Genomic DNA, 13575 nt, shown 5'->3' with positions numbered 1-13575 from the left:
TTCGGGTCGGGGCGTCAAGCGCCGGCCGCGTGGGCGCTCGCCGAACCGGGTTTTCCGGAGCGGCTGATCCCAGGATCTCAGGCACTCAGATGTTCAGTTTTTTCAAGAAAAAATTCGGCGCGGCACCTCCACCAACGTCTGCGCCAGAGCCGGTTCCCGTGGTGGTGCCTGTCCCGGCCCTGGCGCCGATCCCCGCAGCCCCGCCAGACCCGGTTCCGGCCCAGGTGGCGGCAGCTGTGCCGCCTGAGTTGGTGCCGGTTCCCCCGGCCAGCGTACCGGTCGAACGGGCACCATCGGCGTCGCATGATGCTGTGGAGGTACCCGCTCCTGTGCCTGTGCCGGCCGTAGCGCCCGCGCCTGCCTTGGAGCCTCGCCGCAGCTGGATGGAGAAGCTGCGCCAAGGTTTGCGCAAAACCAGCTCTAGCATTGCCCAGGTGTTCACGGGCACGCGCATTGATGATGCGCTCTATGAAGAGCTTGAGGCGGCGCTGTTGATGGCCGATGCGGGTGTGAAGGCCACCGAGTTTTTGTTGGAGGATTTGAAGCGCCGCGTCAAAGAGACCAAGACGACGGAGCCGCAGGCGGTGCGTGGCTTGCTGGTGGAGTCGCTGGCGGCCTTGCTCAAACCCCTGGAGAAGTCTTTGGCGGTAGGGGTGCACACGCCCACGGTGATGATGGTGGTGGGCGTCAATGGCGCGGGCAAGACCACCAGCATTGGCAAGTTGACCCGCCATCTTGCCGAGGCGAATCAGAAGGTTTTGCTGGCCGCGGCGGACACCTTTCGGGCGGCGGCGCGTGAGCAACTCTCGGTGTGGGCCGACCGCACGCAGGTGGAGATCGTCAGCCAGGAGGGCGGAGACCCCGCCTCAGTCACGTTTGATGCAGTCAATGCGGGTCGCGCACGGGCTTGCGACGTGGTGCTGGCCGACACGGCGGGCCGTCTGCCTACGCAGTTGCACCTGATGGAAGAGCTCAAGAAGATCAAGCGTGTGATCACCAAGGCTCAGGCCGACGCGCCACACGAAGTGCTGCTGGTGGTGGACGGCAACACCGGGCAGAACGCCCTGAGCCAGGTCAAGTCCTTCGACGACGCCCTGGGCCTGACCGGCTTGATCGTCACCAAACTGGACGGCACCGCCAAAGGCGGCGTGTTGGCCGCCATCGCTCGCGAACGCGCCATCCCGGTCTACTTCATCGGGGTGGGCGAGAAGCTGGAAGACCTGCAGACCTTCAACGCACGGGAGTTTGCGCAAGCCCTGCTGGAATAAGGCAGGGCAGCGTGATCGGGCGGCAGGGCGCCGTGTATTCAGCGCCCGCAGGCCGGGGGGCTCACATCCCGGGGGGCATCATGCCCTTCATGCCCTTCATCCCGCCAAGCTTCTTCATCATCTTCATCATGCCGCCGCCGCTCATTTTCTTCATCATGCTCTGCATCTGATCGAACTGGGTCAGCAGGCGGTTGACGTCCTGGATCTGGACGCCGGCGCCGGTGGCGATGCGGCGCTTGCGGCTGGCCTTGCTTTTGCCGTCCAGCAGCAGATTGGGTTGGCGGCGCTCTTTGGCGGTCATGGCGTTCAAGATGCCTTCCATGCGTTTCATGTCGCGTTCGGCGCGGTCCATGTCTTGCGGGCCGGCCTTGGCGGTCATTTGCGTGGGCAATTTGTCCATCAGCCCGGCGAGGCCGCCCATTTTCTTCATCTGAGAAATCTGCGCCAGGAAGTCGTTCAGGTCGAAACCGCTGCCGCTCTTGAGCTTTTCTGCCAGTTTTTGCGCAGCGGCCACGTCCACACCCTTGGTCACTTCTTCGACCAAGGCCACGATGTCGCCCATGCCCAGTACGCGGCCGGCATGGCGTTCGGCGTCAAACACTTCCAGGCCGTCAATCTTCTCTGACACGCCGGCAAACTTGATCGGCGCGCCGGTGATCTGGCGCACCGACAGGGCGGCACCGCCGCGTGAGTCGCCGTCCAACTTGGTCAGCACCACGCCGGTCAGGGGCAGGGCCTCCTTGAAAGCGCGGGCGGTGTTGATGGCGTCCTGACCCTGCATCGCGTCCACGACGAACAGGGTTTCAACGGGATTCAAGAGGCTGTGCAGGTCGCGGATTTCGGCCATCAGCGCTTCGTCGATGGCCAAGCGCCCGGCGGTGTCCACCAGCAGCACGTCGAAGTAGTGCTTCTTGGCGTAGTCGATGGCGGCCAGCGCGATGTCACGCGGCTTTTGGTCCGGCGCGGAGGGGAACCACTCGGCGCCGGCCTGTGCCGTGACCGTCTTCAACTGCTCGATAGCGGCGGGCCGGTAGACGTCGGCAGAGACCGTTAGCACCTTCTTCTTGCGCTTTTCGATCAGGTGCTTGGCGAGTTTGGCGGTCGTGGTTGTTTTGCCCGCACCTTGCAGGCCGGCCATCAGGATGACGGCGGGCGGCTGGGCGGCGAGGTTGATGTCCGCCACGCCTTCGCCCATGGTGGCGCTGAGCTCTTTGTGGACGATGGAAACCAGCACTTGCCCGGGGTTCAGCGAACTCACCACCTCCTGGCCCAGGGCCTTCTCTTTGACGCGAGCGATGAAGTCGCGCACTACGGGCAGGGCCACGTCGGCTTCGAGCAGGGCCATGCGAACTTCGCGCAGCATCTCCTGGACATTGCTCTCGGTGATGCGGGCTTGGCCGCGCATCGTTTTCACGAGGCGACTGAGGCGGTCGGTCAAATTGGAAGCCATGAGGGGTGGCACCGCCGGGAAGACGGTGCGCAAAAAGTACACTGTGGGGATGATTTTATCCGTCGCATCTTCGGGGGGCTCCGATTTGCTGTTGGCCGGCGCCAGTTTGTCGGCCGCGTTGGCCTATATCGTGGTCGCTGTTCGGCGTGCCACCCCCGCCGGCACAGGCTCGGTCGCCCCGCCAGAGGATGCGGTGCCTGAGTCTTCTGTGGCGCGTTTGCCGGTGCTGTTGTTGACAGCCTGGGGCTTGCATTTGTTGGCCTTGCTGCTGGACATCTCCGGCTTTGGGCAGCCGCAGCCGGGTACGCGATTCGGCTTTGCGCCGGCTCTGTCTGCCACTGTGTGGCTGGTGCTTGCGGTCTATATGGTGGAAAGTCGCTTTTTGCCCCTCCCCAGCGTGCGCCGTGTCTTGGCGGTGATGGCGGCGGCGGCGGTTTTGCTGGCGATTGTTTTTCCCGGTGAGAGCCGGCCTCATGCGGCCTCGCCCTGGGCGCCGCTGCATTGGTTGCTGGGTTTGGCGTCGTATGGCTTGTTTGGCGTGGCGGTCTTGCACGCGGCGATGCTCAACCGGGCGGAGCGCATGATGCGGACCGTCAAGTCGGGCGTGACACCTCATGGTGCCGGCGCCGGGTTGCCCGCCATGCCCTTGCTGCGCCTGGAGCGGCTGACCTTCCAGTTCGTGGGCGCGGGCGTGGCCGCTTTGTCGGTGGCAATTTTGCTGGGCTGGTGGTTCACGCCGCAGTGGCATTGGGACCATAAAAACCTGCTGGCAGTTTTGGGCTGGTTGGTGCTAACGGGCTTGCTCACCGGACGCCGGGTGTTTGGCTGGCGCGGGCGGCGGGCGACGCGTTGGCTCTATTTCGGCGCCATGCTGTTACTGCTGTCCTATGCCGGCTCGCGCTTTGTGCTGGAAGTCTTGCTGCAAAGGCCGGTGCCGTATTGAATCCAGCCCTACATCCCTAGACGCCGAGATTGCTGCCATGAAGTTTTTGTTATTGATCGCCCTGCTGGCCTTGGTGTTCTTTTTGCTGGGCAAAAAGCAGTCGCGGCCGCCGAGTTCAGAGGGGTCGGCTCGCCCTGTGCCCGGCCCAGTGCCGCCGCAGGCCATGGTCAGCTGCGCCCGTTGCGGTGTGCATTTGCCAAGTGATGATGCGTTGCCAGGCAAGGGCGGCATGTTCTGCTCAGCGGCGCATCGCGCTGCTTTTGAGGCGGAGCAGGCCCGAAACGCATGAGCGGAGCGCCGCACACCTGGTTTGGTTCCATCACGGAAAAGTCAACCGTGCGTGTTGATGCATCCACGGGTGTTGACACCATGCCCGCGGAAAGCTTGGCCGATCTATTGAGCGATGGATCCGGCGAAGACGCCGCTGCAGAGGCGGCCGGCGCGGGCGAACCGGGGCATGAGTCGCAGTTTTTCTTTCGGCAGGCACGGCGTTCGGTCAATCGGGGCGGCAGTGCTTTTGCGCGGCTGTACCGGGCGTTTCTCGGCGCACGCGCTGCACTGGGATGGGCCTTGGTGGTCACCCAGTTGATTGCGGGCTGGCTTGGGGCGCTCGGGCCGCATTGGACGATTGCACTGTGCGGCCTTTACGCCGTGCAGGCCGCGGTGTTGTGGTTGTGGCCGCCCTTGCAAAAGGGCGTGTCGGCGCAAACCATGGCGCGTGTTTCAAGCCCGCAGTGGTGGAGCAGCATCGGGCTCGACCTGATCGCGTTCGGCGTGCTGCATGCCTTCGATCAGGGCGGCACTGTCAATTACGGCGCCTTGTTGGTTTTGCCGGTATTGATGGCGGGGGTCTTGACACCGCGCGCGTTGGCCCTGGCTACCGCAGCGGCGGCCGCATTGCTGATGCTGGGCGTGGCGGGATGGTCGGTGCTGACCGGCGCGGAAGTCGGGTTGCGCATGACGCAGGCGGGCCTGGTGGGCAGCGGATTTTTTGTCATCACCTTGCTGGCCAGCGAGTTGGCCAGCCGATTGGCGAAAGAAGAGCGCGCCGCACGCGGCAGCATGGAGTTTGCCCGTCAGCAGGCTGAGCTCAACCGCCTGGTGATCGATGAAATGCAGGAGGGCGTGCTGGTGGTGGACCGCAGGGGGCGTGTGCGTGCGGCCAATCCTGCCGCCAGTGCTTTGCTGGCCGGCGGCGAGCGCGGTCCGCTGCGCCGCTCGGCGCCCTTTCAGCTGCGCGGCGTGAATGCCTGGGAGCCGCTGGTGATGGCCGTGGAGCAGTCGTTTGCGCAAGGCGGGTGGCCGGAGGCGGGGCGGGATGTGGGTTTGCAGTTTGACGGTGGGCTGCAGCGCAGCCTGCGTTTGCGCATGCGCTTCACCCGCCGCCGTGAGTCCGACACCAGCGAAGACTTGTGCGTCCTGTTCGTCGAAGACAACCGGCAGGTGCAGGCCCGAATGCAACACGACAAGCTGGCGGCCATGGGTCGGGTTTCCGCCGGTATCGCGCATGAAATTCGCAACCCCTTGGCGGCCATCGACCAGGCGAATGCCCTGTTGTGCGAAGACGTTCTAGACCCGCGTGGCCAGCAACTCACCCGCATGGTGGCGGCCAATGTGCAGCGTCTCAAGCGCATCGTGGATGACGTGCTGGAGGTGGCACCAGGCGCGGCTTCAACCGCCATTCCGGTGGACGCGGCGCTGCTGGTGAGTGAAACCTGCCTGGACTGGGCGCGCACCAATCAGCTGGCGCCGGGCCCCTCGGACCCCTTGAGTTGTACGGTGCCCTTGCAGGCTTTGGTGGTGGGTTTCGATCCGGAGCATTTGCGCCGCGTGCTGGTCAATTTGCTGGACAACGCTTTGCGTCACGCGGAGCTGGGGCCGTCTTGCGTGGAGGTGACCCTGGCGCTGGAGCCCGAGTTGCCTCGCGATCCGCAGCGCTGGGCCTGTTTGCGTGTCTTCAACGTGGGTGCGCCTATCCCGTCAGATGTTGAGCAGCATCTGTTCGAGCCTTTCTTCTCGACCCGCAGCCGAGGTTCGGGTTTGGGCCTGTACATTTGCCGGGAGTTGTGCCAACGCTATGAGGCCAGCATCACCTACCAACGCCGTGAAGCCGCAGGCCGAGCCGGCAATGAGTTCAGTCTGCGGCTGCGAGTGATCGCCGGTGGTTCGGGCGTAGGCGTGGGTGCTGGCACTCGAACCTTATTTGATTGATCTTTCGGCCGACGACAAAGCGCATGAGCCCTACGACCCCGACATTCAGCCTGCTGGTTGTTGACGATGAACCCGACCTGCGCACGCTGTATGAACTGACCTTGCTGCGTGAAGGGTATGAACTGGACACGGCAGGCACGGTGGCCGATGCCTTGGCGCGCCTGCAGGCGCGCTCCTATAGCGCTGTGATCACCGACATGCGCCTGCCTGACGGCAGTGGGCTGGATATTTTGCAGTGGCTGGAGCAGCAAGCCCGACGCGAGAAGACCCTGGTCATCACCGCCTACGGTTCCGCTGAAAATGCGGTTGAGGCCTTGAAGGCCGGCGCCTACGATTACCTCACCAAGCCCGTGGATCTGCGGCAGTTCCGCCAGGTTGTGGCCTCAGCACTCGGGCGGATGCCGCAAGCAGCGGCCGCGTCCCCGGCAATGCCCGGCCGTGACAGCGCGGGCCAGCGCATGCCTGAGCCTTTGCGTGCTGGCGTCGCACCGACCGCAGGCAAATCCGTGGCAGCGCCGGCTGTACCGGTCGCCCTGAGCCGCCTGGCGGGACGGTCTGCCGCGATGCTAGAGGTTCATTCGCTCATCGACAAGGTGGCGCGCAGCATGGCGCCGGTCTTGGTGCAGGGCGAGTCGGGCACTGGTAAAGAGTTGGTCGCGCGCGCCATCCATGACAGCGGCGTGCGGGCTCGCCAGCGATTCGTGGCCGTCAATTGCGGCGCCATCCCGGAGCAGTTGCTGGAGGCTGAATTCTTTGGCTACCGCAAAGGTGCATTCACTGGCGCGAACGAAGACCGAGAAGGGTTTTTCCAAACCGCAGATGGTGGCACCTTGTTTTTGGATGAAATCGGCGACTTGCCGCTGGCCATGCAAAGCAAGTTACTGCGCGCCATCCAAGAGCGCTCGGTGCGGCCCGTGGGCGCTGTGGCGGAGGCGCCGGTGAACGTGCGCATTGTCAGCGCCACCCACAAAGATTTGAGCGCGGAGGTGGCTGGTGGGCGCTTTCGGCAAGACTTGTTCTACCGCCTGAACGTGATCCAGCTGCGGGTGCCGCCGCTGCGTGAGCGCATTGAAGATGTGCCCCTGATCAGCGAGACGGTGCTGGCGCGCATTGCGGCGGATGCAGGGGTGTCGCCCACGCCGCGCCTGACACCTGCGGCGTTGGGGCAGTTGGCTCGCTATGCCTTTCCCGGCAATGTGCGGGAGTTGGAGAATCTGCTTCACCGCGCCCTGGCCATGGCGGGCGGCGAATGGATTGATGCCGTGGACCTGGGGCTGCCTGATTCCGTGCTGGATGATTCTCAAATGGGGTCATTGGACGGGCTGGACTCACTGGGTGTACGGGCTCGCATGCCCTTGGGTGTCGACAGCACGCCACCTCAATGGGCTGGTTTGCCGGCCTTGGCCGAAGACGAGGTGCCCGCTGACCTGGCGCGTTACTTGGACGAAGTCGAGCGTGAAATTCTGCTGCGCGCCCTGGCCCGCCATCGCTTCAACCGCACGGCCGCAGGTGCTAGCTTGGGGCTTTCATTGCGCCAGATTCGTTATCGCATGGCCCGGCTCGACATCACGGCCGGCGAGGGCGGCTGAAATCCCTCGCGGCTGCGCCGAATTCACCTTCGCCGAGCCTGGGATTTACCCGCTTTTCCGGGTTCCGCCGGGCGCCTGAGTTCCGGCCGCCGGCGATTGCACGCGCGATGCACCTTCTTTGTGCGCCTCAATAGCCCCAGCATTGGCGCGGCTTGGCGGGCGATGGGCCGCGCCAAGCCCGTCGTCATGCGGGCTTGCGCCGACGGGCCTCGTCGGCATCGGGGTTGGCGCGGGTCAGTGCATGAATTGCGTTAATTCCGGGAGCCGGCCTAGCGTTTCAAATCAACGGCGTCAAGCGTATAGATACGCTATTGGTAGTGCTTGAATGGCATTTGACCCCCAGATATAGTGCGCGGCATGGTATCCTTCCGTCCTGAGTTCAACGCCACGCGCAATCAACTTTTCGATTGTTCGGGTTGGGCATATTTTCAGGAGCGGGCGGCCATTTTTGATTTGCCGCGCTCGCACTACCGTCTCCCATTGCCGTCTAAAGCAAGCGGTGATCTCCCGGCTTGGATGCCGTGGGACGCACTTGCAAGGGCGGCCTCGATCGCGCAGCCTGGTTCAGGCACCCCCATCAATGAAGAAGCAAGTCTGGCAATGGCCACGAATGTTCATGGCCCATTGGCGCGCCTTGAATTCTGATTCAAACAAAACAGCAGCACCGGAAAGGATTCCATTCATGCAAACTCATGTCGATCATGCCGCGCCCGAAGGCGTCGCCCATCCCACCGTAACGACGGCCGGACAGGGCCACGCTTCGGCGTATCTGGCGTATCACATCTTGCGTCGCAACGGCGCCGTGGTGTCCTTCGAGCCCAGCAAGATTGCCGTGGCTTTGATGAAGGCATTTCTGGCCGTGCACGGCACGACCGGCGCGGCCTCGGCCAGCGTGCGCGAAACGGTGGACGGCCTGACCGAAGCCGTGGTGCGCGCCCTGGTGCGTTCACGCCCCAGCGGCGGCACCTTTCATATTGAAGACGTGCAAGACCAAGTTGAACTGGGCCTGATGCGCGGTGGCCATCATGAAGTGGCCCGTGCCTATGTGCTGTATCGCGAGCGCCGCAATCAAGAGCGCGCCCGCCAGGGCGAGCTGAAGACGCCGGTGGCGGCTGCTGCCTTGACCGTGATTGACGGCGGCCAGCGCGTTCCGCTGGACCTGGCGCATCTGCAAAGCCTGATTGTGTCCGCCTGCGCCAACCTGGGCGCCGACGTGAAGCCTGACCCCATCCTGGCCGAGACCAAGCGCAATCTGTACGACGGCGTGGCCATCGATGAGGTGTACAAGGCCTCGATCCTGGCCGCCCGCACCTTGATCGAAAAAGACCCGGGCTATAGCCGTGCCACTGCCCGCTTGCTGCTGCACACGATCCGCCGCGAAGTGATTGGCGGTGAAATCACGCAAGAGCAGATGCAAACCCGCTACGCAGAGTACTTCCCTGGCTACATCAAGAAGGGCGTCAAGGCTGAGTTGCTGGACGAGCGTTTGGGTCAGTACGACCTGGCTCGCCTGGGCGCCGCGCTGAAGGCTGAGCGCGATCTGCAGTTCGACTACCTGGGGCTGCAGACGCTGTATGACCGCTACTTCCAGCACATCGATGACCAGCGCATCGAGATGCCGCAGGCCTTCTTCATGCGCGTGGCTATGGGCCTGGCGCTGAACGAGATCGACCGCGAGGCGCGCGCCATCGAGTTCTACGAAGTGCTGTCCAGCTTCGATTTCATGAGCTCGACGCCCACCTTGTTCAACTCCGGCACGCGCCGCTCGCAGCTGTCCAGTTGCTACCTGACCACCGTGGCCGACGATCTCGATGGCATCTACGAGGCGCTCAAAGAGAACGCGCTACTGAGCAAGTTCGCCGGCGGCCTGGGCAATGACTGGACACCTGTACGCGCCCTGGGCTCGCACATCAAGGGCACCAATGGCAAGAGCCAAGGCGTCGTGCCCTTCCTGAAGGTTGTCAATGACACCGCCGTGGCGGTGAACCAGGGCGGCAAGCGCAAGGGCGCCGTCTGCGCTTATCTGGAAAGCTGGCACCTGGACATCGAAGAGTTCCTGGAGCTGCGCAAGAACACCGGCGACGACCGCCGCCGCACGCACGACATGAACACCGCGAACTGGATCCCCGATCTGTTCATGCGCCGTGTCATGGACGGTGGTGACTGGACCCTGTTCAGCCCCTCCAGCACGCCTGATCTGCATGACCTGTTCGGCGCTGCCTTCGAGAAGGCCTACGTCGAGTACGAGGCCAAGGCCGACCGTGGCGAGATCAAGCTCTTCAAGCGCATGCCCGCCAAGGACCTGTGGCGCAAGATGCTCTCGATGTTGTTCGAAACCGGCCACCCCTGGATCACTTTCAAGGACGCTTGCAATGTGCGTTCGCCCCAGCAGCATGTGGGCGTCGTGCACTCCAGCAATCTGTGCACCGAGATCACGCTGAACACCAACGACAGCGAAATCGCCGTCTGCAACCTGGGTTCGGTCAATCTGGTTCAGCACTTGAAGGACGGCGGCGTGGACCACGCCAAGCTGAAGAAGACGATCTCGACCGCCATGCGCATGCTGGACAACGTGATCGACATCAACTATTACGCCGTCAAGAAGGCGCGCGACTCCAACCTGCGTCACCGCCCCGTCGGCCTGGGCCTGATGGGCTTCCAGGACGCGCTGTATGCGCTGCGTACGCCTTACGCTTCTGACGCTGCGGTTGAATTTGCCGACCGCTCGATGGAAGCCATCTGCTACTACGCCTACGAAGCCTCGACCGAGTTGGCCGCTGAACGTGGCCGTTACTCCAGCTACCGCGGTTCGCTGTGGGACCAAGGCATCTTGCCGATTGACTCGCTCGATCTGCTGGCCAAGGCCCGTGGCGGTTATGTGGAAGTGGACCGCAGCACTTCGATGGACTGGGACACCCTGCGTGCCCGCATCCAGCAACACGGCATGCGCAACAGCAACTGCGTGGCGATTGCGCCCACGGCCACCATTTCCAACATCATTGGCGTGGATGCCTCGATCGAGCCGTGCTTCGGCAATCTGTCGGTCAAGTCCAACCTGTCGGGCGAGTTCACTGTCATCAACGAATCGCTGGTGCGCGACCTGAAGACCTTGGGCCTGTGGGACGACGTGATGGTCATGGACCTGAAACACTTCGACGGGTCGCTGCGTCGCATCGACCGCGTGCCGGACGAGTTGAAGGCGCTGTACGCCACGGCGTTTGAAGTCGAGACGCATTGGCTGGTCGAGGCCGCCGCGCGTCGCCAGAAGTGGATCGACCAAGCGCAGTCGCTCAACATCTACATGGCCGGTGCGTCGGGCAAGAAGCTCGATGAAACCTACAAACTGGCCTGGTTGCGTGGTTTGAAGACGACCTACTACCTGCGCACCATGAGCGCCTCTTCGGCTGAGAAGAGTACGGTGACCCAGGGGCAACTCAATGCGGTGTCGTCGGGCGGTGCGTCTTCGATGATGTCGGCCCCGGCGGCCCCTGCGGCTGTCGTGCCGGTGGATGAATTGCCAGCCACCGACATGAAGTTCTGCTCAATCGACAACCCCGATTGCGAGGCTTGTCAGTAAAGGTTGGCCGGCACTGTCAGTGCTTGTACAGGGTCAGCACATCACCTGCAGTCGTCGGTGATGTGCGAGATTGCTACAAAGTACGGCGCAATAAATTTGTAAAGAGAACGCAGCATCTCAGCGGTACGTCAAAGCTCGCGCACAAGGCGGGTCTGAAACCAGAGGTGCCTGCGATCCCCGTGTTCATCGGCTCAAACTCGATTCACTTATTGGCAGCAGCGATCGATCAAACGCACTGGGTGCGTTGAAATCGGCCGCGATGCGATGCACGCGAGCAACGCAGTTCGCATCGCAATGTCAAGAAGTCCTTGGTGTTTGAACGCAACACTCTGATAATTCGATTCGATAGGAAGGCCACCATGTTGGTTTGGGAAGAAGACCTGAAGCCTGCTGAAAAAGCAACTGCAAATACCGCGACCGGCCCAGCTGCGAACGCGGGTGCAAACGCCACCCCCCAAGGCTCGACTCCTCATGTTGCAGCGCCCGCTGAGAGCTCGGCCACCGCCGCCGAGCGCCGCGTGAAAGCTGCTGACAAACGCATCATCAACGGCCAGACCGACGTCAACCAGTTGGTGCCATTCAAATACAAATGGGCGTGGGAAAAGTACCTCGCCACGTGCGCCAATCACTGGATGCCGCAAGAGGTGAACATGTCGCGCGACATCGCTCTCTGGAAAGACCCTAACGGTCTGACTGAGGATGAGCGCCGCATCATCAAGCGCAATCTGGGCTTCTTCGTGACGGCCGATTCGCTGGCCGCCAACAACATCGTGTTGGGCACCTACCGCCACATCACTGCGCCCGAGTGCCGCCAGTTTTTGCTGCGCCAAGCCTTTGAAGAGGCCATCCATACGCATGCCTACCAGTACATCGTGGAGTCGCTGGGTCTGGATGAGTCCGAGATCTTCAACGCCTACAACGAAGTCAAATCCATCCGCGACAAAGACGAGTTCCTGATCCCCTTTATCGAGGCGATCATGGACCCGAACTTTCACACTGGCACCGTAGCCACCGACCAGACATTGCTGAAAAGCCTGATCGTGTTCGCCTGCTTGATGGAAGGTTTGTTCTTCTACGTGGGCTTCACGCAGATTCTGGCGATGGGTCGGCAGAACAAGATGACGGGTGCTGCCGAGCAGTACCAATACATCTTGCGCGACGAGTCGATGCACTGCAATTTCGGTATCGACCTGATCAACCAGATCAAACTGGAAAACCCGCAGCTCTGGACCGCTGAATTCAAGGCTGAGATCAAGGCCCTGTTCATGCGGGCCGTGGAGCTTGAATACGCCTATGCCGAAGACACCATGCCGCGCGGCGTGCTGGGCCTGAACGCTTCCATGTTCAAGGGCTATCTGCGCTACATCGCCAATCGCCGCGCTACGCAAATCGGGCTGGAAGAGTTGTTCCCCAACGAGGAAAACCCCTTCCCCTGGATGAGCGAAATGATTGACCTTAAAAAGGAACGCAACTTTTTTGAAACCCGTGTCATCGAATACCAATCCGGTGGCGCGTTGAGCTGGGACTGAAATCGCAGGCATGACAGGCGGTGTCGCCTGTCATGGATGCAGTGGCCGTTTGGCCGATGTGGGTTTTGTCTCGATGGAGACGGTTTGAACCTCATGCGTTTCAGTTTTCGCTCAAGTTGATAGAGAAATTTGTCGAGGACCACCTGCTTGGCCGCTGAAGCCGAGACGGGGTTATCGAAACCCAATTCTTCGCACCGGGGCGCTCTCCTAAGCGACATCTGGGCGTTGAATAACTGCGACGCAGCCGCGGTCTGATCCCCGCTGTCTGCACGCAGTGCTTTTTCCACTTGATCAAGGAGAACTGAAATGGCAACTGCAAAGAAAGCGCCGGCAAAGAAAGCCGCTGCACCCGCGAAGAAGGCTGCTGCTCCCGCAGTGAAGAAGGCCGCTGCACCTGCGAAGAAGGCTGCTGCTCCGGCCAAGAAGGCTGCTGCACCTGCGAAGAAGGTTGCTGCTCCGGCCAAGAAGGCTGCTGCACCTGCGAAGAAGGTTGCTGCTCCGACCAAGAAGGCCGCTGCACCTGCGAAGAAGGTTGCTGCTCCGGCCAAGAAGGCTGCTGCACCTGCGAAGAAGGTTGCTGCTCCGGCCAAGAAGGCTGCTGCACCTGCGAAGAAGGCTGCCGTGCCTGCGAAGAAGGCTGCTGCACCTGCGAAGAAGGCTGCTGCTCCGGCCAAGAAGGCTGCTGCACCTGCGAAGAAGGTTGCTGCTCCGGCCAAGAAGGCTGCTGCACCTGCGAAGAAGGTTGCTGCCCCGGCCAAGAAGGTTGCCGCACCTGCGAAGAAGGCCGCTGCACCTGCAAAGGCTGCCAAGCCTGCTGCTGCACCGAAGAAGGCTGCTGCGCCCGCCAAGCCTGCTGCTGCTCCGAAGAAGCCCGCTGCCAAGCCGGCTGCCGCTGCTCCCACGGCCAAGACGGCGCTGAGCCCGCAAGCTGCATGGCCCTTCCCGACAGGCAACAAGCCCTGAGGCGTGCATGGCCGGTGAAAGCCGGTTTTGCCCCATTGCAAACCC

The 13575-nt window shown here is 62.5% G+C and carries 10 protein-coding genes; 9 read left to right on the top strand and 1 reads right to left on the bottom strand.

From position 1 onward, the window contains the following. Positions 1 to 89 precede the first annotated feature (89 nt). Complete coding sequence (ftsY, locus tag PRZ01_RS03345; RefSeq protein WP_273595336.1) at positions 90 to 1268, top strand: signal recognition particle-docking protein FtsY; 1179 nt, start codon at positions 90 to 92, stop codon at positions 1266 to 1268. Between the two features lie 61 nt (positions 1269 to 1329). On the opposite strand, the gene ffh is transcribed toward ftsY, so the two are convergent. Beyond that, the gene (gene ffh, locus PRZ01_RS03340) at positions 1330 to 2718 is read right to left on the bottom strand and encodes a signal recognition particle protein (protein ID WP_273595335.1); all 1389 of its coding nucleotides are present in this window, start codon (positions 2716 to 2718) and stop codon (positions 1330 to 1332) included. 49 nt (positions 2719 to 2767) lie between these two features. Here ffh and PRZ01_RS03335 point away from each other — a divergent pair, with 49 nt between their 5' ends. The 8 genes from PRZ01_RS03335 (at position 2768) to PRZ01_RS03300 (ending at position 13530) form a co-directional block, all read left to right on the top strand. Further along, complete coding sequence (locus PRZ01_RS03335; protein WP_273595334.1) at positions 2768 to 3661, top strand: cytochrome C assembly family protein; 894 nt, start codon at positions 2768 to 2770, stop codon at positions 3659 to 3661. 37 nt (positions 3662 to 3698) lie between these two features. After that, on the top strand, positions 3699 to 3950 hold the full coding sequence (locus PRZ01_RS03330) for a PP0621 family protein (RefSeq protein ID WP_273595333.1): 252 nt from the start codon (positions 3699 to 3701) through the stop codon (positions 3948 to 3950). Beyond that, positions 3947 to 5872 carry a sensor histidine kinase gene (locus PRZ01_RS03325; protein WP_273595332.1) on the top strand — a complete coding sequence of 642 codons (1926 nt, stop codon included), beginning with the start codon at positions 3947 to 3949 and terminating at the stop codon, positions 5870 to 5872. The genes PRZ01_RS03330 and PRZ01_RS03325 overlap by 4 nt, the downstream gene beginning before the upstream one ends. A 23-nt stretch (positions 5873 to 5895) precedes the next feature. Beyond that, positions 5896 to 7461, top strand: a complete 1566-nt coding sequence (locus PRZ01_RS03320) for a sigma-54-dependent transcriptional regulator (protein ID WP_273595331.1) — start codon at positions 5896 to 5898, stop codon at positions 7459 to 7461. A gap of 357 nt (positions 7462 to 7818) precedes the next feature. Continuing rightward, a complete protein-coding gene (locus PRZ01_RS03315; protein ID WP_273595330.1) occupies positions 7819 to 8106 on the top strand; it encodes a hypothetical protein in 288 nt (95 codons plus the stop codon). 37 nt (positions 8107 to 8143) lie between these two features. Then, positions 8144 to 11038, top strand: coding sequence for a ribonucleoside-diphosphate reductase subunit alpha (locus PRZ01_RS03310; RefSeq protein WP_273595329.1), 2895 nt, complete (start codon positions 8144 to 8146; stop codon positions 11036 to 11038). A gap of 359 nt (positions 11039 to 11397) precedes the next feature. Continuing rightward, complete coding sequence (locus PRZ01_RS03305; RefSeq protein WP_273595328.1) at positions 11398 to 12567, top strand: ribonucleotide-diphosphate reductase subunit beta; 1170 nt, start codon at positions 11398 to 11400, stop codon at positions 12565 to 12567. Between the two features lie 306 nt (positions 12568 to 12873). Next, on the top strand, positions 12874 to 13530 hold the full coding sequence (locus PRZ01_RS03300) for a histone H1 (protein ID WP_273595327.1): 657 nt from the start codon (positions 12874 to 12876) through the stop codon (positions 13528 to 13530). The last annotated feature ends 45 nt before the right edge of the window (positions 13531 to 13575 follow it).

This window comes from Roseateles koreensis (assembly GCF_028595305.1).
GTDB lineage: Bacteria > Pseudomonadota > Gammaproteobacteria > Burkholderiales > Burkholderiaceae_C > Paucibacter_A > Paucibacter_A koreensis.
The sequence above is the reverse complement of the archived record's forward strand: the minus strand, read 5'-3'. Positions and strand labels throughout refer to the sequence as shown.

Excerpts from the sequence above, each read along its gene's own strand:
- ftsY (WP_273595336.1), top strand. The coding sequence starts at position 90 with ATGTTCAGTTTTTTCAAGAAAAAATTCGGCGCGGCACCTCCACCAACG.
- ffh (WP_273595335.1), bottom strand. The coding sequence starts at position 2,718 with ATGGCTTCCAATTTGACCGACCGCCTCAGTCGCCTCGTGAAAACGATG.
- PRZ01_RS03335 (WP_273595334.1), top strand. The coding sequence starts at position 2,768 with ATGATTTTATCCGTCGCATCTTCGGGGGGCTCCGATTTGCTGTTGGCC.
- PRZ01_RS03330 (WP_273595333.1), top strand. The coding sequence starts at position 3,699 with ATGAAGTTTTTGTTATTGATCGCCCTGCTGGCCTTGGTGTTCTTTTTG.
- PRZ01_RS03325 (WP_273595332.1), top strand. The coding sequence starts at position 3,947 with ATGAGCGGAGCGCCGCACACCTGGTTTGGTTCCATCACGGAAAAGTCA.
- PRZ01_RS03320 (WP_273595331.1), top strand. The coding sequence starts at position 5,896 with ATGAGCCCTACGACCCCGACATTCAGCCTGCTGGTTGTTGACGATGAA.
- PRZ01_RS03315 (WP_273595330.1), top strand. The coding sequence starts at position 7,819 with ATGGTATCCTTCCGTCCTGAGTTCAACGCCACGCGCAATCAACTTTTC.
- PRZ01_RS03310 (WP_273595329.1), top strand. The coding sequence starts at position 8,144 with ATGCAAACTCATGTCGATCATGCCGCGCCCGAAGGCGTCGCCCATCCC.
- PRZ01_RS03305 (WP_273595328.1), top strand. The coding sequence starts at position 11,398 with ATGTTGGTTTGGGAAGAAGACCTGAAGCCTGCTGAAAAAGCAACTGCA.
- PRZ01_RS03300 (WP_273595327.1), top strand. The coding sequence starts at position 12,874 with ATGGCAACTGCAAAGAAAGCGCCGGCAAAGAAAGCCGCTGCACCCGCG.